At 65.0% G+C, this 18144-nt stretch carries 18 protein-coding genes; 6 read left to right on the top strand and 12 right to left on the bottom strand.

The window, feature by feature from the left end; all coding sequences use genetic code 11:
• Nucleotides 1–11: 11 nt before the first annotated feature.
• Nucleotides 12–1037: a GTP cyclohydrolase II gene (ribA, locus tag WFP36_RS06050; protein WP_336978813.1), complete on the top strand. Its 1026-nt coding sequence runs from the start codon at nucleotides 12–14 to the stop codon at nucleotides 1035–1037.
• A 123-nt stretch (nucleotides 1038–1160) separates the two neighbouring features.
• Here the strand turns inward: ribA and WFP36_RS06055 are convergent, their stop codons facing one another.
• From WFP36_RS06055 to WFP36_RS06070, 4 genes are read right to left on the bottom strand one after another with little or no spacing between them, the layout of a single operon-like run.
• Nucleotides 1161–2114: a right-handed parallel beta-helix repeat-containing protein gene (locus WFP36_RS06055; protein ID WP_336978815.1), complete on the bottom strand. Its 954-nt coding sequence runs from the start codon at nucleotides 2112–2114 to the stop codon at nucleotides 1161–1163.
• Nucleotides 2115–2161: 47 nt separating this feature from the next.
• Nucleotides 2162–2485 carry a hypothetical protein gene (locus WFP36_RS06060; protein WP_336978817.1) on the bottom strand — a complete coding sequence of 108 codons (324 nt, stop codon included), beginning with the start codon at nucleotides 2483–2485 and terminating at the stop codon, nucleotides 2162–2164.
• 5 nt (nucleotides 2486–2490) lie between these two features.
• Nucleotides 2491–2694 carry a type II toxin-antitoxin system antitoxin gene (locus WFP36_RS06065; protein ID WP_336978819.1) on the bottom strand — a complete coding sequence of 68 codons (204 nt, stop codon included), beginning with the start codon at nucleotides 2692–2694 and terminating at the stop codon, nucleotides 2491–2493.
• Nucleotides 2695–2702: 8 nt separating this feature from the next.
• The gene (locus tag WFP36_RS06070; protein ID WP_336978821.1) at nucleotides 2703–3602 is read right to left on the bottom strand and encodes an SPFH domain-containing protein; all 900 of its coding nucleotides are present in this window, start codon (nucleotides 3600–3602) and stop codon (nucleotides 2703–2705) included.
• A 176-nt stretch (nucleotides 3603–3778) separates the two neighbouring features.
• Between WFP36_RS06070 and WFP36_RS06075 the strand changes: the two genes are divergently transcribed.
• The 3 genes from WFP36_RS06075 to WFP36_RS06085 all read left to right on the top strand — a co-directional run bounded on the left by WFP36_RS06075 (nucleotide 3779) and on the right by WFP36_RS06085 (nucleotide 5289).
• Entirely contained in the window at nucleotides 3779–4075 is a 297-nt protein-coding gene (locus WFP36_RS06075; protein WP_336978822.1) for a hypothetical protein, read from the top strand.
• 95 nt (nucleotides 4076–4170) lie between these two features.
• Nucleotides 4171–4419, top strand: a complete 249-nt coding sequence (locus tag WFP36_RS06080; protein WP_336978823.1) for a hypothetical protein — start codon at nucleotides 4171–4173, stop codon at nucleotides 4417–4419.
• Between the two features lie 12 nt (nucleotides 4420–4431).
• Nucleotides 4432–5289: an HTD2 family dehydratase gene (locus tag WFP36_RS06085; protein WP_336978825.1), complete on the top strand. Its 858-nt coding sequence runs from the start codon at nucleotides 4432–4434 to the stop codon at nucleotides 5287–5289.
• 403 nt (nucleotides 5290–5692) lie between these two features.
• Here the strand turns inward: WFP36_RS06085 and ppk2 are convergent, their stop codons facing one another.
• From ppk2 to WFP36_RS06105, 4 genes are all read right to left on the bottom strand, one after another.
• Complete coding sequence (gene ppk2, locus WFP36_RS06090; RefSeq protein ID WP_336978827.1) at nucleotides 5693–6469, bottom strand: polyphosphate kinase 2; 777 nt, start codon at nucleotides 6467–6469, stop codon at nucleotides 5693–5695.
• A 52-nt stretch (nucleotides 6470–6521) separates the two neighbouring features.
• Nucleotides 6522–7334: an undecaprenyl-diphosphate phosphatase gene (locus WFP36_RS06095; protein WP_336978828.1), complete on the bottom strand. Its 813-nt coding sequence runs from the start codon at nucleotides 7332–7334 to the stop codon at nucleotides 6522–6524.
• Between the two features lie 64 nt (nucleotides 7335–7398).
• Nucleotides 7399–9573: a M13 family metallopeptidase gene (locus tag WFP36_RS06100; RefSeq protein ID WP_336978830.1), complete on the bottom strand. Its 2175-nt coding sequence runs from the start codon at nucleotides 9571–9573 to the stop codon at nucleotides 7399–7401.
• 176 nt (nucleotides 9574–9749) lie between these two features.
• Nucleotides 9750–11552, bottom strand: a complete 1803-nt coding sequence (locus tag WFP36_RS06105; protein WP_336978832.1) for an ABC transporter transmembrane domain-containing protein — start codon at nucleotides 11550–11552, stop codon at nucleotides 9750–9752.
• 161 nt (nucleotides 11553–11713) lie between these two features.
• On the opposite strand from WFP36_RS06105, the gene WFP36_RS06110 reads away from it, so the two are divergent.
• On the top strand, nucleotides 11714–12967 hold the full coding sequence (locus WFP36_RS06110) for a polyhydroxyalkanoate depolymerase (protein ID WP_336978834.1): 1254 nt from the start codon (nucleotides 11714–11716) through the stop codon (nucleotides 12965–12967).
• A gap of 346 nt (nucleotides 12968–13313) precedes the next feature.
• On the opposite strand, the gene WFP36_RS06115 is transcribed toward WFP36_RS06110, so the two are convergent.
• From WFP36_RS06115 to WFP36_RS06130, 4 genes are all read right to left on the bottom strand, one after another.
• Entirely contained in the window at nucleotides 13314–14489 is a 1176-nt protein-coding gene (locus tag WFP36_RS06115) for an acetyl-CoA C-acyltransferase (RefSeq protein ID WP_336978836.1), read from the bottom strand.
• 97 nt (nucleotides 14490–14586) lie between these two features.
• The gene (locus WFP36_RS06120; RefSeq protein WP_054531504.1) at nucleotides 14587–15036 is read right to left on the bottom strand and encodes a MaoC family dehydratase; all 450 of its coding nucleotides are present in this window, start codon (nucleotides 15034–15036) and stop codon (nucleotides 14587–14589) included.
• 55 nt (nucleotides 15037–15091) lie between these two features.
• Entirely contained in the window at nucleotides 15092–16504 is a 1413-nt protein-coding gene (locus WFP36_RS06125) for a putative O-glycosylation ligase, exosortase A system-associated (RefSeq protein ID WP_336978839.1), read from the bottom strand.
• Nucleotides 16497–16670 carry a hypothetical protein gene (locus tag WFP36_RS06130; protein ID WP_336978841.1) on the bottom strand — a complete coding sequence of 58 codons (174 nt, stop codon included), beginning with the start codon at nucleotides 16668–16670 and terminating at the stop codon, nucleotides 16497–16499. Before WFP36_RS06130 ends, WFP36_RS06125 begins: the two co-directional genes overlap by 8 nt.
• Nucleotides 16671–16890: 220 nt before the next feature.
• Here WFP36_RS06130 and WFP36_RS06135 point away from each other — a divergent pair, with 220 nt between their 5' ends.
• The gene (locus WFP36_RS06135) at nucleotides 16891–18123 is read left to right on the top strand and encodes a TIGR04063 family PEP-CTERM/XrtA system glycosyltransferase (protein WP_336978843.1); all 1233 of its coding nucleotides are present in this window, start codon (nucleotides 16891–16893) and stop codon (nucleotides 18121–18123) included.
• Nucleotides 18124–18144: the final 21 nt, after the last annotated feature.

An 18144-nucleotide genomic window follows, 5' to 3' on the forward strand; every position in this document is an offset into this window, starting at 1 on the left:
CGGCGCAGGCCGTGGACGCGTTGCGCCACGGCTGGCCGCTGGCACTGGAGGGCGGCCCTATCCTGCTGCCGGTGGAAACCGCCATCGCGCCGGGCGCCTCGTCGCGCCAGATGCTGATCTCCGCCGCGCGGGCGGCCACGCTCAAGCTCGCCAACCAGCGCGAGGCGGCAGAGCCGCATGCCCCGGTGCTGATGCGCGGGACCGAGCCTTTCGACCTTGCCGCCGCCCTGCCGATCGCGGACCCGTCGCTGGACTTATCGGCGCCGATGAAGGGCCCGTTCCTGGCCGAGCATCTCGACTGGCGCGAGGCTGCCGCAGCCGCGCTGGAACTGGCGCGGATCGCGGGCATCCTTCCGGCCTTTCTGGTGGACCCGGTGAACGCCGGGGAAGCCCAGCCAGTGGCTCCGGGCGATGTCGCCGCGCTGGCGGATGCGCAGCGCCTTTCCATCGCCACGCGCGCGCGCCTGCCTGTTTCGGCGAGCGAGGATGCGGAAATCGTCGCCTTCCGCAGTGCCGACGATCTGCGCGAACATGTCGCGCTGATAATCGGACAGCAGAACGCGGACCGCCCGCCGCTGGTGCGGCTCCATTCCGAATGCCTGACCGGCGACATCCTCGGCAGCCTCAAATGCGATTGCGGGCCGCAACTCGACGCCGCGCTCCACGCCATGGCGCATGAGGCGCAGGCAGGCGGCTGGGGCGTGCTGCTCTATCTCAGGCAGGAAGGGCGCGGCATCGGCCTGGTCAACAAGCTGCGCGCCTATCGCCTGCAGGATCAGGGCTTCGATACGCTGGAGGCGAACCGTCGGCTTGGCTTCCCGGAAGAAGCGCGCGACTTCGCCACTGCCGCGCGGATGCTCGATCTGCTGGGCGTGCCCAATGTGCGGCTGATGACGAACAATCCGGAAAAGGTCGCGGCGCTTTCAGCGGCAGGGGTCAGCGTGATCGAACGCGTACCGCACCAGTTGCCCGCCAATCCGCACAACCAGCGCTATCTCGATACCAAGCGCGACGGCGCGGGGCATTTGCTGGTTTAGACACCCATTTTGTCACCCCGGACCTTTTCCGGGGTCCAGCTTCAAAGCCAGCTGCGATAGTGAAAAGAAAGCGGGATCCCGGAACAAGTCCGGGATGACTAGCGGGGTAACGAATGGCGCGAATCACCGCCGTTCGTAGCGCGTCAGCCCCTGACCCAGCTTGTTCTGCCCGATGGCAAGGCGGTGCCCGGTCCAGTCCGCCACGAACACGGTCGGCTGGGCGCGCGGGGCGAGGCGGGCATCGTTGCCCGAAATCTGCAGTCCGTCCGATGTATGCCGCAAATCTTCCGCGCCCACGGCGATCAGGGCAGAGCGGTTTTCCTTGTCGGTCCCCTGCACGAACCAATTATTGGTGATCTGCCCGGTTGCGCCGGCCGGCAGGTCGATCATGTAATTGGTGCCGCGCCCGCCCGTATCGTCAAAGCTGCAGGAAGCGATCTGCACCTGCGCCGCGCGCGATTTCACGTAATGGCCGCCGCGCCCCTGTTCGAAGCGACTGCGAGTAACGCGCAGCTGGCCGTAATCGCCGATATAGATCGAATGGGCACAGCCGCCCGCACCTTCGCAAGTGCCCAGCCGGGTAAAGGTGGACTTGTCGATCACGATGCGCCCGTTCTGCGCCTCGCCGGTAAGGATGCCCTGCTGGCTGTCGCGGAACCAGCTCTGCGCGATAGTGAGGTTGCCCTGTTCCAGCCTGATGCCCGCGCCATTGCCATCGGGCACGCGCAGGTTCTGGAAGACGAGGCCAGTGATAGTGGCATTCTTGCCGCGCAGCACCAGCGCCGCCTTGCCTTCGCAGGTCACGCCATCCAGCACGGACTTGCCCGGCTCTGCCGCAAGATAGGAAATGCTCCCCGCCGTCTGCACCGCGCAATCGGCATGGAGGCCGGGCGCGATGGAGATCGATCCCTTGCCCCCGCCGATCGCATCGACTGCCTGCTGCAGCTTGGCATAGCTGCGCCCGGTCTCGACCACCTGATAGGGCGCGCTGCCGCCCTGGGCGAGAAGGGCCGGGGCGGAAGCCGCCGCGAGCGCGGCCATGCCAAGAGCGAGCGAAAGGCGGATGCGGGTCTCCATGGCGGCGGCCCTAGCATTTGCGCGGTTAAGGAGCGGCTAACCGCGTTTCAGCGCTGGCCCTTGGGGCGCTGGCGCCCACCCCGACTGCCGCCCCTGGGCGTGTCGTCGTCCTCGCCCGAACGCCATTTCCACCCGCCGCGCGTGCGCTTGCGAGCGATGAGCATCAACACCACGGTAGCGCCGAGAACCACAGCCGTGGAGGCAATGATTGCGACAGAATCCCCGGTTCCGATGGCGAGCAAGGCGCCGAGAACGACGAGCATATAGGCGCCCATCACTACCCAGCCTTGCCAGGCAATCGGCAGGCCGGAGCCATAGCCGTATTTCTTGGGCGCGAACCAGTCGCCCGGTTCGAGGAATTTGTGCAGCATCGGGTTTACTCCGTCTCTTTGGGCGGGCGGCCCCGGCGCGGTGCATCGCCCACCGGAACCTTCACTCCGCGCCGGGCCAGCGCCTCGCGCAGCAGCACTTCGACCTCGGCATTGACCGAGCGCAGATCCTGCGCGGCCATGCGTTCCAGCGCCGCGAAGAGCGCGGGATCGAGCCTGAGGGCGAAGGCTTTCTTTGCGGGGCCGGCCATGGTTCAGATCACTGGTAGAGCGTGCCCGTGTTCACTACCGGCTGCGCCTCGCGGTCGCCGCAGAGCACCACCATCAGGTTGGAAACCATGGCGGCCTTACGCTCGTCATCCAGGTCCACCACGCCATCCTCTGCCAGCTTCTTCAGCGCATCTTCCACCATGCCCACGGCGCCCATCACCAGCTTGGTGCGCGCGGCGATCACGGCTTCGGCCTGCTGGCGCCGCAGCATCGCCCCGGCGATTTCGGGCGCATAGGCCAGATGAGTGAGGCCAGCCTCGTCCACGATGATGCCGGCGACCTTCAGCCGGTCGTTCAACTCGGCCTGCAATTCGGAACTGATCACATCGGCGCTGCCGCGCAGGGTCGTCTTGTCGTCATCGCTCATGTCGTCATAGGGATGGCGCGCGCCCACGGTGCGCAGCCCCGCCTCGATCTGGATGTTCACGAATTCGCGATAATCGTCCACGTCGAAACTGGCCTGCGCCGTATCCTGCACGCGCCACACCACGTTGCATGCCACTTCGATGGGATTGCCGCGCAGATCGTTGATCTTCACCCGTTCGGAATGGACGTTATGCGCGCGCACATTGATCTTGCGCCGTCCCTGCCAGAACCACACCCAGCGCAGGCCCTGCGTGCGGTCCGTACCGCGATAGGCGCCGAACTGGGTAATGACATAGGCCTGGTTGGGCTGCACCATGTAGAAGCCCGCCAGGATCAGCACGAAGAACAGGATGCAAAGCGCCAACGGCAGGCCCAGCACCGGGTCAGCCCCGCCTTTCAGCGCCGCGATGCACCATCCGCCAATGGCGGTAAGCCCCAGCAGGATCAGCAACATGGTGTAGCCGTTGAAGGTGCTGGCCGGCATTTCCCGGCTTACAGTCATCGCCCGATTGGAATCCGACATGGCGAATCTCCCCTGAATGATATAATTATGATATCATATTTTTTGCACGGTTCGCCGTCAAACGGAATCGGAACCGGGCAGATTGGCATTGCATCGCGGGCCGCCTTGGCTAGGCTTGAAGGCAGGGAGCGCCTGATTTTGCCTCCCGCCATTCCTGGATTGGAAGAGGGATTCCCATGAAGAAGATTGCACACATCGCCTTGGCATCGGCCGTCGCCCTGACGCTGGCCGGCTGCGGCAGCTCCGACGACGCCTCCACCGAAGCGATGGCCGATGATGTCGAAGTGCCTGCGGACGAAGCGATGAGCGGAGCCGAAGACGCCGGTGCCCTGCCCGCCGCCGATGTCGGTGCGACCGAGGATGCCGAGCCGGCCGACGATGCGACCACCACCGCGAACGCTGCCGGCGATGCCGCTGCCGCCGCGGCCGCCGACGTGGAAGCCGCCGCTGCCGAGGCCGAGAACGCCAACTGAGGCACGGCGCCGCCGGCCAGCTATCTGGTCGGGCCGGACAGAAACAGGGCGGGCGCGGACTCTAGGGGTTCGCGCCCGCTTTTTCTTTGGCCGCAATGCATTATGATCCGCCCATGCGCTTCCTTGCTCTCCTGCCGATGACACCGGCCCTGCTGCTGGCGGGCTGCGGCCCCAACGATACCGATCCCGGCCCGGGCGGCGTGACCGTGGCCGAAGCCCGCGCGCTGGACGAGGCGGCCCAGATGATCGAGCAGCGCCGACTTCAGCCCGAGGCACTGGAGGAACCCTCCGCCACGCCGGCGGCGCCTGCCTCCACCGCCGTTCAATCCTCCCCGGGCGAATAGGCAGGATAATCCATGACCGACGCGCAAGACTGGATCGGCCGCGAAGAGCGCCAGACCGACCGAATGGGCGTGCCGCTGGCGCATCGCTGGCTCGCCACGCTCAACCTCACTCCGCGCGGGGACGGCCCGATGCCGCAAGGGATCCACTGGTGCCTGTGCGTGCCGGAAACGCCCACGGCGCGGCTCGGGCCGGATGGGCACCCGGCGCCGGACGGCTCGCCCGGCAGCTTCCTGCGCCCGGTTGCCGCCCCGCGCCGCATGTGGGCGGGCAGTTCGCTGACCTTCCATAACCCGATCCAGATCGGCGCCCGGATCGAGCGTGTCAGCCGGATCGAGGCCATCGAGGAAAAGCAGGGCGGCAGCGGCAAGCTGACTTTCGTCACGTTGGCGCACGAGACCCGTTCCGACAATGCCCCCGCCGTCAGCGAGAAGCAGACGCTGGTCTATCGCGATGCCCCGCCGCCCGGAACGCCGCCCGCCCCGCCGCCGCTGGACGAGACGCGCTTCGACGAAAGCGGATGGGACGCAGTGGAACGGATCGTGCCGACCCTGCCGCTGCTGTTCCGCTATTCCGCGCTGACCTTCAACACGCACCGCATCCATTACGATGCCGATTACGTGCGCGAGGTGGAGAATTATCGCGGCCCGGTGGTCCACGGCCCGCTGACCGCGACCCTGCTGCTGCGCCTTGCCACGCGGGCCTGCGGGGAAAACCGGCTGGCGCGGTTCGTCTTTCGCGGGCTGAGCCCGGCAATTGCCGACGAAGAGCTGGTGCTGGCGCTCAAGGGGCCGCGCGATGCGCTGGAACTGGGCGCCTTTGCCGCGGACGGACGGCAGGTGATGAAGGCCGAAGCCGCCTGCCATTCCTGATCGGGCGGGGCGGCACTCAATCCTGGGCGGCGCGAACAAATTCCGGCGCAAGCTTCCATGGCCGCTTTTCAGAATCCCAACTGGGAAGCTGCCAGTCCGGATACGACAACATTGCGGTCATTCCCAATCTCCGCTCGTCCTGAGCCTGTCGAAGGACACGCGCCAGCGCTTGCCCAACAAAGGGATATGGGGCTGACGGTTTCCCGTGTCCTTCGACAAGCTCAGGACGAGCGGGTGTGGTGGCTTGGGATAAGGATTCTAATCACTCAACTTCATCATTCCCGCGAAGGCGGGAATGATGAATTGAGGACTGGCAGCAATCCACCCCGTTCCTGTCATTTAAGCCGCAGGCTGTTCCCCCAGATAACAGACACTCATTCAGGTCCGAATTTGTCCACGTTGCCTAACAATCGTAGGACGGGATCGGCTTGACCACGCTGTAATATTCCTCGGCCGGTTCGTAATCGAGCGGTTCGAAGGCGAATTCCGGCGGGGGAACCGAAACGTCCGGTAGCCGGGCCAGCAGATTGTTGATCACGGTAAGCCTGCCGCGCTTCTGGTCGTTGAAATCGACCAGCGTCCAGGGCGCATATTCCCTGTGGCTGGCCTTCAGCATCGCCTCGCGCGCCACAGTATAGGCAATGTATCGCTCGCGCGCGGCCATATCGACGGGCGAGAGCTTCCAGCGCTTGAGCGGATCGTCATAGCGCTCCGCCAGCCGCTGTTCCTGCTCGGCCTGGTCGGTGGTCAGCCAGTATTTGAACAGCAGCAGCCCGTCATCGACCAGCTGCTTCTCGAATATCGGGACCTGGGCGAGGAACGCGTCGACCTGTTCGTCGCTGGCATAGCCCATGACCTTCTCGACGCCCGCGCGATTATACCAGCTACGATCGAACAGCACGATTTCCCCGGCGCTGGGCAGATGTTCGACATAGCGCTGGAAATACCACTGCCCGGCCTCGCGCTCGCTCGGCTTGGCGAGCGCCACGGTACGGCACTGGCGCGGATTGAGCGGGGCGGTGATGGCGTTGATGACCCCGCTCTTGCCCGCGGCATCGCGCCCTTCAAACAGGACCAGCACCCTTGCGCCGGTTACCTTGGCCCATTGTGCCATGGAGATCAGACCGATCTGCAGCGGTTCCAGCAGCTTTTCATATTGCTTGCCCTTGAGCTTGCCCATGCGCCGGTCGCTCCCCCCTTTGGAAGCGGGAGTTCTAACCTCGCCCGGGCGATCAGCGCAAGGCGAGCCACGCGACCGCCGCCGCGCCCAGCACGATGCGGTACCAGGCGAAGGGCGAGAAGCCGTGGCGGCTGACATAGGCGATGAAGGCGCGGATCACGATCAGCGCGACCACGAAGCTCACCACGAAGCCGATGGCGATCTCGTCCCAGCCGACCGTGGCGACGCCGGCCGCGATTTCCTCATGCCCGCCGGCCAGTTCCAGCGTGGAGGCGCCGATCATGGTCGGCACGGCAAGGAAGAAGGACAGTTCCGCCGCCGTCTTGCGGCCGATGCCCATGGCGAGCGCCCCCATGATCGTTGCGCCGGAACGGCTGACGCCGGGCACCATGGCGAGACATTGCGCGAAGCCTACGCCCAAAGCCTGCTTGAGCGGCAGTTCCGCCACGCCTCTTTCCGGGCCGGGATGGGCATTCTTCTCGATGGCGAGGATCGCGATACCGCCGATGATCAGCGCCCATGCCACTACCGAGGGGCTGCCGAGCAGCACGTCGATATAATCCTTCAGCAGCAGGCCGAGCACGGCAGACGGCAGGAAGGCAGCGAGGATGTTGCGCACGAACAGCAGGCTGCCGCGTTCAAGCCGCAACATTCCGATGCCAGCGCTCCAGAAAGTCCGCCAATATTGCACCACCACCGCCAGGATCGCGCCGAGCTGGATCACGACATTGAACATCGCCCATTGGTGCGCGTCATAGCCGAACAGCTCCGTGGCGAGGATGAGGTGGCCGGTGGAAGACACCGGCACGAATTCGGTGAGGCCCTCGACAATGCCGAGGAGGATAGCGGTGAGCGTCAGGTCCATGGGTCGGGGGTGATGGCGGCTGGCCGGGCCAAGTCAAGCGTGGCCCGACCAACCGTTGGTATTTTTACCAGATATGGACGCGTTCTTCCGGCGGCAGGTACAGCTTGTCGCCCGGCTTCACGTCGAACGCCTTGTACCACGCATCCACATTGGGCAGCGGCCCGTTGACGCGGAATTCGGCCGGGGAATGCGGATCGGTCAGCATCTGCTGGCGCAGCCGCTCCGGCCGGATCGAGGAACGCCACGCCTGCGCCCAGGAGAGGAAGAAGCGCTGGTCGCCGGTCAGCCCGTCGATCACCTTGTCCTCCTTGCCGCCCAAGGCCATCTTGTAGGCGCGATAGGCAAGGCTGAGGCCCGAAAGATCGCCGATATTCTCGCCCAGCGTCAGGCGGCCGTTCACGCAGGTCTTGCCTTCGTCGAGCGGGCAGAACTTGTCGTATTGCGCCGCCAGCCTGTCGCCCTTGGCGTCGAAGGCCTTGCGGTCCGCATCGGTCCACCAGTCTTCCAGACGGCCCTTGGCATCGTATTTCGATCCCTGATCGTCGAAGCCGTGGCCCATTTCATGGCCGATCACCCCGCCGATGGCACCGTAATTCACGGCCATATCCGCGCTCGGCCCGAAGAAGGGCTGCTGCAGGATGGCGGCCGGGAACACGATCTCGTTGAAGGAGGGGTTGTAATAGGCGTTCACCGTCTGCGGCAGCATGAACCACTCCGCACGATCCGGCGGCGTGCCGAGGCGGGCGAGGTCCTTCTTCCACTGCCAGCCGGTTGTCGCGATTTCATTGCCCAGCGGATCACCGGGGCTGATCGCCAGCCCCTGATAGGTCTCGAACTTGTCGGGATAGCCGATCTTGGGGAAGAAGCTTTCCAGCTTCGCCACGGCCTGCACCTTGGTCTCGGCGCTCATCCAGGTGTTTTCTTCCAGGCTCTGCGCCAGTGCCTTGCGCAGATTGGCGACGAGGTCCTGCATTGAGGACTTGCTGTCGGCCGGGAAATAGCGCGCGGCATAGGCCTTGCCGAGCACTTCGCCCAGCTGGGCTTCGGTCGCTTCGATCGCGCGCTTCCAGCGCGGGCGCTGTTCCTGCGCGCCGTTCAGCACCTTGCCGTAGAAATCGAAATTGGCCTGATCGATCTCGCTGGGCAGGACATCGGCATGGGCGGCAAGGAAGCGCGCGGCCATGAACGCCTTGAGCGTGGGCAGCGGCGTTTCGGCCACCAGCTTCATCATCGCGGGCAACCCGCCGCCGATCTCGGCCAGCTGCTCGGGCGTCAGGCCCAGTTCGGCCGCCTTTTCCTTCGTCGGCGGAAGCTGCGGAGCGAGGAAATACTCCACCTTGCCGAGGCCCGAGGCATCCAGCAGCGTGGCGAGCGGATATTGCGGAACCAGCGCTTCCAGTTCCGCGCGGCTCAGCTTGTGATAGGTCAGGTCGCTGTTGCGCAGGGCCGTGCGGGCCCATTCAAGCTCGGCCACCTTGTGTTCGAAGGCATAGACCGCTTCGGCCGCAGGCCTGGGATCGGCATAGCCTGCCTTGCCCAGCATCCATGCGAGGTAGTCCTTGTACTTGGCCTGGATCTCGCGGTTCTTCTCGCTGTCCACCAGATACATGTCGCGGTCCGGCAGGCCCATGCCGTTGAACCCCATGGACGGGATATAGGCATCCGGGTCCTTGTCATCGATCGCGATGCCCGCGCCGACCAGACCCGGATAGCCGGGTTCGGCGAAGAGCTGGTTCAGTTCCGTCAGGTCCTTCGCCTGGAAAATGCGGGTGAGATAGGGATAGGCGGGCGCAAGGCCCTTCGCATCGATCGCGGCGGTATCGAGATAGGCATTATAGGCATCGACGATGCGCTGCTCGCCCGAACCGGGCTGCTGCTTCTTCGAGACCAGCTCGTCGATCAGCGTCTTCACGTCGGTCTTCGACTTTTCGTCGAGATAGTTGAACGCGCCGTAACGGGTATATTCCGGCGGGATCGGATTTTCGCGCACCCACTTGCCGTTGACGTAGGCGAAGAAATCGTCGCCCGGCTTCACGGCAGTGTCGAGCGTGGCGGGATCGAAGCCCCAGCTGCCAAAGCTCATTTCCGGCGCGCCGGCGCCTTCTGCGGCAGGGGCGGCGTCGAATTCATGCTCGAGCGTTTCGAGCGCGGGCGTGTTGTCGGCCGGGGCGGCAAGGGCGGGAACGGAAACGGCAAGCGCCGCGGCCGAGGCACCGGCGAGGATGAGGGATCGGATCATCAATCAACCTTCGATCATGCGGGCACGGCGCGGGGGCGCACCGGGCTCCGTCAGGGGGACATGGGACAATGCCATAGCGGCATCCGGCAGCGAACGGCCGCCGTTAATCGGTTGCATTTGTTACTTGGTCGAAAAGGGCGCCGGAATGCAAGCCCCGCCTAAGGCAAAAATGTGCCCTATTTCGCGCTTTCAAAGCCCACATTGTCGAACTGGAGCGAGGCGAGGCGCGCATAGAGCCCGCCCGCCGCGGTCAGTTCGGCATGAGTGCCCTGTTCGACGATGCGGCCGCCATCCATCACCACGATCCGGTCCGCCGCGCGCACGGTGGCGAGGCGGTGGGCAATGACCAGCGTGGTGCGATGCTCCATCAGCCGTTCGAGCGCCTGCTGCACCAGCCGTTCGCTTTCCGCGTCGAGCGCACTGGTCGCTTCGTCCAACAGCAGGATCGGGGCATCGCGCAGCAGGGCGCGGGCAATCGCCACGCGCTGGCGCTGGCCGCCCGAAAGGCGCGCGCCGCTCTCGCCCAGATAAGTATCCAGTCCCTGCGGCAGGGCCCTGAGGAATTCCTCGGCATTGGCGGCGCGGGCCGCTTCCCAGATCGCCTCGTCCGATGCGTCCCAATTGCCGTAGCGCAGATTGTCGCGCGCATTGGCGGCGAAGAGGATGCCTTCCTGCGGCACCAGCGCCATGCGGCGGCGCACTTCGGCCGGGTCCACGCTGGTCAGCGGCACGCCGTCCAGCCGGATCGTGCCTGCCTGCGGATCGTAGAAACGCTCCGCCAGCTGGAACAGGCTGGACTTGCCCGCACCGGAAGGGCCGACGATGGCCACTGTCTCGCCCGGTTCGATGGTCAGGTCGAAATCCTGCACTGCCGCCACTTCGGGCCTTGTGGGATAGCGGAAGGTCACGCCCTGGAAGGCCAGACTGCCGCGCGCGGGAACCGGCAGTTCCAGCGGGCGCGCGGGCGGGGCGATGGCGGGCTTTTCCTTGAGCAGTTCGTTGAGGCGGCTGGCCGCCCCGGCGCCGCGCAGCAGATCGCCATAGACTTCCGTCAGCGAACCGAAGGCCCCGGCCACCAGCGCGCCGGTGAGGACGAAGGCGGCGATAGTGCCGCCGCTGAGGATACCTTCGGCAACCTGGATCGCGCCGCGCCACATCAGGGTGGTGATCGATCCGAAAATGAACAGGATGACGATGGCGGTCATGATCGAACGCAGCAGGATGCGGCGGCGGGCCGTGTCGAAGGTCCGCTCCACAATCGCGGCGAAGCGTCCGGCCTCGCGTCCTTCCTGATTGAAGCCCTGCACGATCTTCATCGCGCCCAGCACTTCGGTGGTCATCGCGCCGACATCGGCCACCCGGTCCTGGCTCTCGCGCGAGATCTTGCGCAGGCGGCGGCCGAACCAGACGATGGGCAACACCACAACCGGCACCGCCACCACCAGCATCAGAGTGAGCTGCGGCGCTAGGTAGAACAGGTAGCCCACTCCGCCGAGCACAGTGATCAGGTTGCGCAGGGCGACCGAGACAGTGGTGCCCACCACCTGTTCGATCTGGGCGGTATCCGCCGTCATGCGCGAGGAGATTTCCTTCGGGCTGTTCTCTTCGAAGAAGCCCGGCGACAGGCGCAGCAGGTTGGACTGCACCGCCTTGCGGATATCGGCGATCACCCGTTCGCCCAGCCAGCTGACGAAATAGAACCGGCAGCCCGTGCCGATGGCCAGCACGAAGACGATCATGAACAGGTAACGGAACCAGCGCGCGATATCTTCCGGATTGCCGCCTTCGGCAAAGCCCCGGTCGATGATCAGGCGGAAGCCCGCCGGGATCGCCAGCGTGGCCGCGGCGGTCACCACCAGCGCGACAAGCGAGAGCGCGACCTGCGTGGGATAGCGCATCGCCGCCTGCCAGATCATGCCCAGCGGGCCGAGCGACTTGGCGGGTTCTAGATCGGGCCGGTTCTGCGGTGCGCGTGCCATGGCGCGCGCCTAGCCCAATCCGGCGGCGGAATGAAGCGAAGATCGGCGCCCCGTCTCCGCCGCCCGATCCGTGCTGCATTGCACAATGAAATGAAACGCGCCACAATGCCGGGCAAAGGTCCGCTCAGCCGGTCGGAGTCGGGCCATCCAAGGATCGCCGCTTGCTTTATCATACATATGAGATCCAGCGCGCCATGCTCTCGGGCGCAAGCACCTGGGCCTCCGTCTGGGCTGAATTTCTCTCCAACCCGACCAATCCGCTCGGCTATGCCGGCGCCGCGCCGGTGATGGCCAGCGCGCTGGAAGTCTTCGCCCATGCCTATGCCCCGCGCGGCAAGCCGCAATGGCATCTGGGCCATGCCTATGTCGACGGGCAGGACTGGCCGGTGAACGAGAGCGTGGTGCTGCACAAGCCCTTCTGCGACCTGAAGCATTTCCGCCGCGAAGGCCTGCCGGAAGATGCGCCGCGCCTGCTGGTGGTCGCACCGATGAGCGGCCATTACGCCACGCTGCTGCGCGGCACGGTGGCGCGAATGATCGAGCATCAGGACGTCTATGTCACCGACTGGGCCGACGCGAAGATGGTGCCGATGCACAAGGGCCATTTCGATCTGGACGATTATATCGACTATCTGATCGAATTCCTGACCTTCCTGGGCCCCAACACCCATGTGATGGCCGTGTGCCAGCCGTCCGTGCCTGCCTATGCCGCAACGGCGATCATGGGCGCGGAAGACCACCCCTGCCGCCCGGCCAGCCTGACCATGATGGGCGGTCCGATCGACACCCGCGCATCGCCTACCAGCGTGAACGACGTGGCGACCGACCGGCCGCTCAGCTGGTTCCGCAACCATGTGATCGCCACTGTGCCGGTTGCCTATCCGGGCGCCGGAAGGCAGGTCTATCCCGGCTTCCTGCAGCTGTCCGGCTTCATCGCGATGAACCTGGGCAGCCATTTGATGAGCCATTACCAGTACTTCAATCATCTGATCGAAGGCGATGGCGACGGGGCGGCTTCGCACAAGGCCTTCTATGACGAATATCTCTCGGTCTGCGACCTGACGGCGGAATTCTATCTCCAGACAGTGGAGCATGTGTTCAAGGAACATTCCCTGCCGCGCGGCAAGTTCGTCCATCGCGGCAAGCTGATCGATCTGGGCGCGATCCGCGACACGGCACTGCTGGCGATCGAGGGCGAGCGCGACGATATCTCCGGCATCGGGCAGACCAAGGCCGCGCTGGACCTGGCGCATAATCTGCCCGAGGCGAAGAAGCTCTATCACCTCGCCCCCGATGTCGGCCATTACGGCATCTTCAACGGCAGCAAGTGGCGCGGACGCATTGCCCCCGTGGTGGAAGAATGGATGCGCGCCAATCCGGGCACGAAGGGTTCGAAACTGCACGCGGTGGCGTGAAGCTCTCCTGTCACCCCGGCCTTGTGCCGGGGTCCAGCTAAGGGTGGATCGGGTATCCCGGTATTCGTGCGGGGCAACCGCAAGCTGGACCCCGGCACAAGGCCGGGGTGACGGGGCTTATAACATTTTCCTACATCGCCCCTGCGCGCTAGGGTGCCGGCCGCTCTTTCCCATCGTCAGCGTTTCCGCTCGCAAAAGCGGCGTGACACAGCCCCCGCGCGGAAAGTCACATTCGCCGCGCCGTAATTTCAGAACAAGCTTTTGAAAAACCTTTCAAATATCCGGTGAAAGTCACAGGGTTTCGGGGGCCGTTTCGCGTAACCTTCGGCCCCCTTTTCACCCTGCCTCAGAACACTTCGAACAGCCCGGCCGCGCCCATGCCGCCGCCGACGCACATCGTCACCACGACATATTTCGCGCCCCGGCGCTTGCCTTCGATCAGGGCGTGACCGGTACAGCGCGCGCCCGTCATGCCATAGGGGTGGCCGATAGAGATCGAGCCGCCATTGACGTTGAGCAGCTCGTCGGGAATGCCCAGCCGGTCGCGGCAATAGAGGACCTGCACGGCAAAGGCCTCGTTCAGTTCCCACAGGCCGATATCGTCCATCTTGAGGCCGTTGCGTTCCAGCAGCTTCGGCACGGCGAAGACGGGGCCGATGCCCATCTCGTCAGGCTCGGTGCCGGCGACCGCCATGCCGACATAGCGGCCAAGCGGCTGGAGCCCGCGCTTTTCCGCAAGCGAGGCTTCCATCACCACCAATGCGCTGGAGCCGTCCGAAAGCTGGCTGGCATTGCCTGCGGTGATGACTCCGCCGGGCACCACCGGATTGAGCGAGGCCAGGCCTTCCAGCGTCGTCTCGGGCCGGTTGCCTTCATCCTTGGCGATGGTCACTTCATGCTTGGCGATCTCGCCCGTTTCCTTGTTCGCCACGGCCATGGTGGCGGTAACCGGAACGATCTCGTCATCGAACTTGCCAGCGGCCTGCGCGGCGGCAGTGCGCTGCTGGGATTGCAGGGCATAGGCATCCTGCGCCTCGCGGCTGATGCCATAGCGCTTGGCCACGATCTCCGCCGTCTGCAGCATCGGCATATAGGTGGCGTTGTGCATGGCGATCAGTTCCATGTCGAAGGCCACGCGCAGTTCCTTGGTCTGCACCGTGCTGATCGATTCCTGCCCGCCGGCGGCCACGATATCCATGCCGTCCAGCACCACCTGCTTGGATGCGGTGGCGATGGCCATCAGGCCGGAAGCGCATTGCCGGTCCACGCTCATGCCCGGAACGGTGACGGGAAGCCCCGCGCGCAGGGCGACGAGGCGGGCGATGTTGGGCGTCTGGCTGCCCTGCGGCAGGGCAGAGCCCCAGACGAGGTCTTCCACCTCGCCGCCTTCCACTCCGGCCCGCTCGACCGCGGCCTTGAGCGAATGACTGCCGAGCGTCGGCCCCTGCGTGGCGTTGAAGGCGCCCTTGTAGGCGCGGCCGATGGCAGTGCGGGCGGTGGAAACGATGACTGCATCACGCATTGGATTTTCCTCTCGTCATCCCGGGCTCGATCCGGGATCGGTGTCCATTAACGCCGCACGAGGCGGCCAGCGGTCCCGGCTCAAGGCCGGGACGACGCTAGAAAAACAGCAGGCTGATCCATTCGGCGACATAGCCGGGCTTGCTCTCGCCTTCGATCTCCAGCGTGATCTCCACCGTCTGCTCCCACTGGCCGGGGCGCTTTTCCGCCATGCCGATCAGCTTGAAATGGGCGCGCACCTGCTTGCCGGAGCGAACCGGCTGGAGGAAGCGCACGCGGTTGCCGCCATAGTTCAGCGCCATCTTGAGCCCTTCGGGCTTCTGGATGTCGCTCTTCTCGGTCAGCACCGGGATCAGCGACAGGGTCAGGAACCCATGGGCGATGGTGCCGCCAAACGGCGTCATTGCCGCCATTTGCGGGTTCACATGGATGAACTGGTGATCGCCGGTGGCATCGGCGAATTTGTCGATCATTTCCTGATCGACCAGCAGCCATTCCGAAGTGCCGATGGTTTCGCCAACCTTGGCTGCGAAGTCCTGCGGGGTCATGTCTCTGCCTCTCCAACAATCGCGGAATTGGCGGATTCATGGCCCATTGTGAGGCTCAGTGCAACGCGGCTGACCCTGCCGCTACGGCATCGCCGTCCGCCACCGGGGCATGAGGACGCCGCCCCGGCCCGATCCGCTTGCGCACCGGCGAATCAACCCGGTTGAGATAGGCCCACAGCGCGCATTGCAGGCCGATCAGCATCAGGATGAAGGGCTGATAGGCAATGCCGACGAACAGCGAGCCGACCAGATAGACGATCTGCGCCTGCTGCAGCGCCGTGGCGAGCGGGCCCTTCCACGCGTCTTCCGGCCTGGGATCGGTCTTCGCCCGCTGGATATAGCGCCGCCGCAGCCGCTCCATCTGCCACAGGCCCAACACATGCAGCCAGATCCACAGGATGAAGCCCGGCCAGCCCTGTTCGCCCAGCATCTCGAAATAGCTGGAGTGATAGGCGCGGCCCTTGTCGGTCACATCCTGCGTCTCGGTCTGGGTGATGCCTCCGCCCATGTCGAGCGTGACCTTCGTCTTGTAAGTGAAGCTGTTGGAACGATAGGCATCGAAGCCGCCGCCCAGCGGGTGGTCCTTCACATAGTCCAGCGTCCACATCCACACCGCCACACGAGTGGAAGCGGATTCATCGCCCTCATGCTTCTCGATCGTGCTCATGCGGTCGGTAAAGCTCTTGGGCAGGAAGGGCACTGCCATCAGCAATGCCACGCCGCCCAGCGCCATGTAGAGAAACCGGCGCTTGACGCTGCGCAGCATCAGCACCGCCAGCACGCCGATGCACAGCAGGCCAGTGCGCGCCTCGGTGCCCACCGGGATCAGCAGCGCGGCGAAGATCAACCCGCCCGCAATCAGCTTTACTCGCCAGTCAGTGGGATAGATCGTGCCATATTTCGCCAGCCACAGGATCAGCGGAATGATCGCGATGGCCACGCAGGAGATGATCGAGCTTTCATACAGCCCGGTATTGTCGTTCACGAAGAAATAGAGCGCGCCATAGCCGCCGCCGCCCAGCAGAGTCTTGATCCCGCCCGAAATGATGATCGCCCCGACGGAAAGGACCATCACCAGCGCGGCCGCTTCAATCCTCAGTTTCGTGCGCAGGGTGAGCGGCAGGAAGATCGCGAAGACCATCGCCTTCCAGACCCAGCCCCATTTCTCCATCGCTTCCTTGGGGAAGTCGGCCATCAGCGTGGTCATGCCGCAATAGATCAGCAGGACGAGGATCAGGCCCTGGCGAAACGTGAAGCGGCTGCCCTCCTTGCTGTCGGCCAGCAGCCAGCCGGCAAAGGCGGCCACGAAGGCGATCAGCGAAAAGGGCAGGAGCTGCATCAGCGTCCAGCCGATCTTCTGGGGGGCGATCACATCGATGTAGAGATAGGCCAGCACCCAGATGAACGGCTTGCGCAGGCCCAGCGCCAGCATGCCCATCACGAACAGGAACAGGATCGCGTCAAGCATCTGAAGCATCCGCTTCCGGTTCGGCAGGCTTGCCCCGGCGCCACGACTTGCGGCGCGGCGTGTGCGGATCGGCCGCATCGTCATCGAGATCGGCGCGCGACAGCAATCGCCATGCGGCGAGTGCAATCAGTCCATGCGTCAGGCCAATCGCGAAATAGTCGATCAAGCGCCGGTTCCCAAACAATACGAAACCCGCCCCTAGCACTGCCCGGTTGACGCGGTGTTAAGCGTTATTCTCCTAGGAGGAGCGAGGTTTATACAAATCGTCATTGCGAGCGGCCATTGGCCGCGCGGCAATCCAGGGCCCGGCGCGGGGCTGGATTGCTTCGTCGGACTTCGCCACTCCTCGCAAGGACGAAACTGGAATTTGGAACAGCTTACCCGCGATGACCCGGATCCTGCACGTCCTCGACCATTCGCTGCCGATGCATAGCGGCTACACCTTCCGCACGCGCGCTATCCTCAAGGCGCAGCAGGCAGCGGGAATGGAAGTGCGGGGGATCACGGGCCTGCGGCACATGGCGCCCGGACCGGATGCGGAAATGGTGGAGGGCCTTGCCTTCCATCGCACGCTGGGCGAGGCGGATGGCCCTGCGGGCCTGCGCGAATGGCGCGAGATCGGCGCGCTGGCGAAGGCGATAGAGGCCCTGTGCCAAGAATGGCGGCCCGACATTCTCCACGCCCATTCCCCGGCCCTGTGCGGGCTGGCGGCGAAGCGGGCGAGCCGCAAGCTGGGCATTCCGCTGGTCTATGAGATTCGCGCCTTCTGGGAAGATGCCGCCGTGGGCAACGGCACCGGGCGCGAGAATTCGCTCAAATATCGCATGACGCGCAGCCTTGAGAACCGCGTGATCGCGGGGGCGGGCCACGTCATCACTATCTGCGAGGGGCTGCGCGGCGACCTGATCGAGCGCGGCGTGGAGCCGGAGAAGGTCTCCATCGTCCCCAATGGGGTGGACCTCGCCTTGTTCGGCGAGCCCTTGCCGCGCGACGAGGCACTGGCAGCGCAGCTGGGCATCGAAGTGCAGGGCCCGGTGATCGGCTTCATCGGCAGCTTCTACGATTACGAGGGGCTGGACGATCTGGTTTCCGCCATGCCCGCGCTAATTGCACAGCATCCCGCCGCGCGGTTGTTGCTGGTGGGCGGCGGGCCAGTGGAGGCTGCGCTCAAGGCTCAAGTGGAAGCCAGCCCGGCCCGCGATGCGATCCTGTTCACCGGCCGCGTGCCGCATGGCGAAGTGGAACGCTTTTATTCGCTGTGCGACGTGATGGCCTATCCCCGCAAGCGGAGCCGCCTGACCGACCTCGTCACGCCGCTCAAGCCGCTGGAGGCCATGGCGCAGGGCAAGATCGTGGCCGCGTCGGATGTGGGCGGGCATCGCGAGCTGATTACCCATGGGCAGACCGGCATCCTCTTCCCGCCGGACGATCCGGCAGGCTGTGCCAAAGCGCTCACCGAGCTGATCGCCGCGCGCGAGAACTGGCCCGCCATGCGCGAGGCGGGCCGCGCCCATGTGGAGCGGGACCACGACTGGGCCCGCAATGTCCTTCGTTATCAACCTGTTTACCACGCCTTGCTAGCACCCCCTGCAAAGGGCCGTTTTCACGCCGCAGCCTGACCCTCGCAAAAGCGGGAAAGC

It is taken from the genome of Fulverythrobacter fulvus (genome assembly GCF_037154085.1).
Taxonomy (GTDB): Bacteria; Pseudomonadota; Alphaproteobacteria; order Sphingomonadales; family Sphingomonadaceae; genus Andeanibacterium; species Andeanibacterium fulvum.

Excerpts from the sequence above, each read along its gene's own strand:
- WFP36_RS06055 (WP_336978815.1), bottom strand. The coding sequence starts at position 2,114 with ATGGAGACCCGCATCCGCCTTTCGCTCGCTCTTGGCATGGCCGCGCTC.
- WFP36_RS06060 (WP_336978817.1), bottom strand. The coding sequence starts at position 2,485 with ATGCTGCACAAATTCCTCGAACCGGGCGACTGGTTCGCGCCCAAGAAA.
- WFP36_RS06065 (WP_336978819.1), bottom strand. The coding sequence starts at position 2,694 with ATGGCCGGCCCCGCAAAGAAAGCCTTCGCCCTCAGGCTCGATCCCGCG.
- WFP36_RS06070 (WP_336978821.1), bottom strand. The coding sequence starts at position 3,602 with ATGTCGGATTCCAATCGGGCGATGACTGTAAGCCGGGAAATGCCGGCC.
- WFP36_RS06075 (WP_336978822.1), top strand. The coding sequence starts at position 3,779 with ATGAAGAAGATTGCACACATCGCCTTGGCATCGGCCGTCGCCCTGACG.
- WFP36_RS06080 (WP_336978823.1), top strand. The coding sequence starts at position 4,171 with ATGCATTATGATCCGCCCATGCGCTTCCTTGCTCTCCTGCCGATGACA.
- WFP36_RS06085 (WP_336978825.1), top strand. The coding sequence starts at position 4,432 with ATGACCGACGCGCAAGACTGGATCGGCCGCGAAGAGCGCCAGACCGAC.
- ppk2 (WP_336978827.1), bottom strand. The coding sequence starts at position 6,469 with ATGGGCAAGCTCAAGGGCAAGCAATATGAAAAGCTGCTGGAACCGCTG.
- WFP36_RS06095 (WP_336978828.1), bottom strand. The coding sequence starts at position 7,334 with ATGGACCTGACGCTCACCGCTATCCTCCTCGGCATTGTCGAGGGCCTC.
- WFP36_RS06100 (WP_336978830.1), bottom strand. The coding sequence starts at position 9,573 with ATGATCCGATCCCTCATCCTCGCCGGTGCCTCGGCCGCGGCGCTTGCC.
- WFP36_RS06105 (WP_336978832.1), bottom strand. The coding sequence starts at position 11,552 with ATGGCACGCGCACCGCAGAACCGGCCCGATCTAGAACCCGCCAAGTCG.
- WFP36_RS06115 (WP_336978836.1), bottom strand. The coding sequence starts at position 14,489 with ATGCGTGATGCAGTCATCGTTTCCACCGCCCGCACTGCCATCGGCCGC.
- WFP36_RS06120 (WP_054531504.1), bottom strand. The coding sequence starts at position 15,036 with ATGACCCCGCAGGACTTCGCAGCCAAGGTTGGCGAAACCATCGGCACT.
- WFP36_RS06125 (WP_336978839.1), bottom strand. The coding sequence starts at position 16,504 with ATGCTTGACGCGATCCTGTTCCTGTTCGTGATGGGCATGCTGGCGCTG.
- WFP36_RS06135 (WP_336978843.1), top strand. The coding sequence starts at position 16,891 with ATGACCCGGATCCTGCACGTCCTCGACCATTCGCTGCCGATGCATAGC.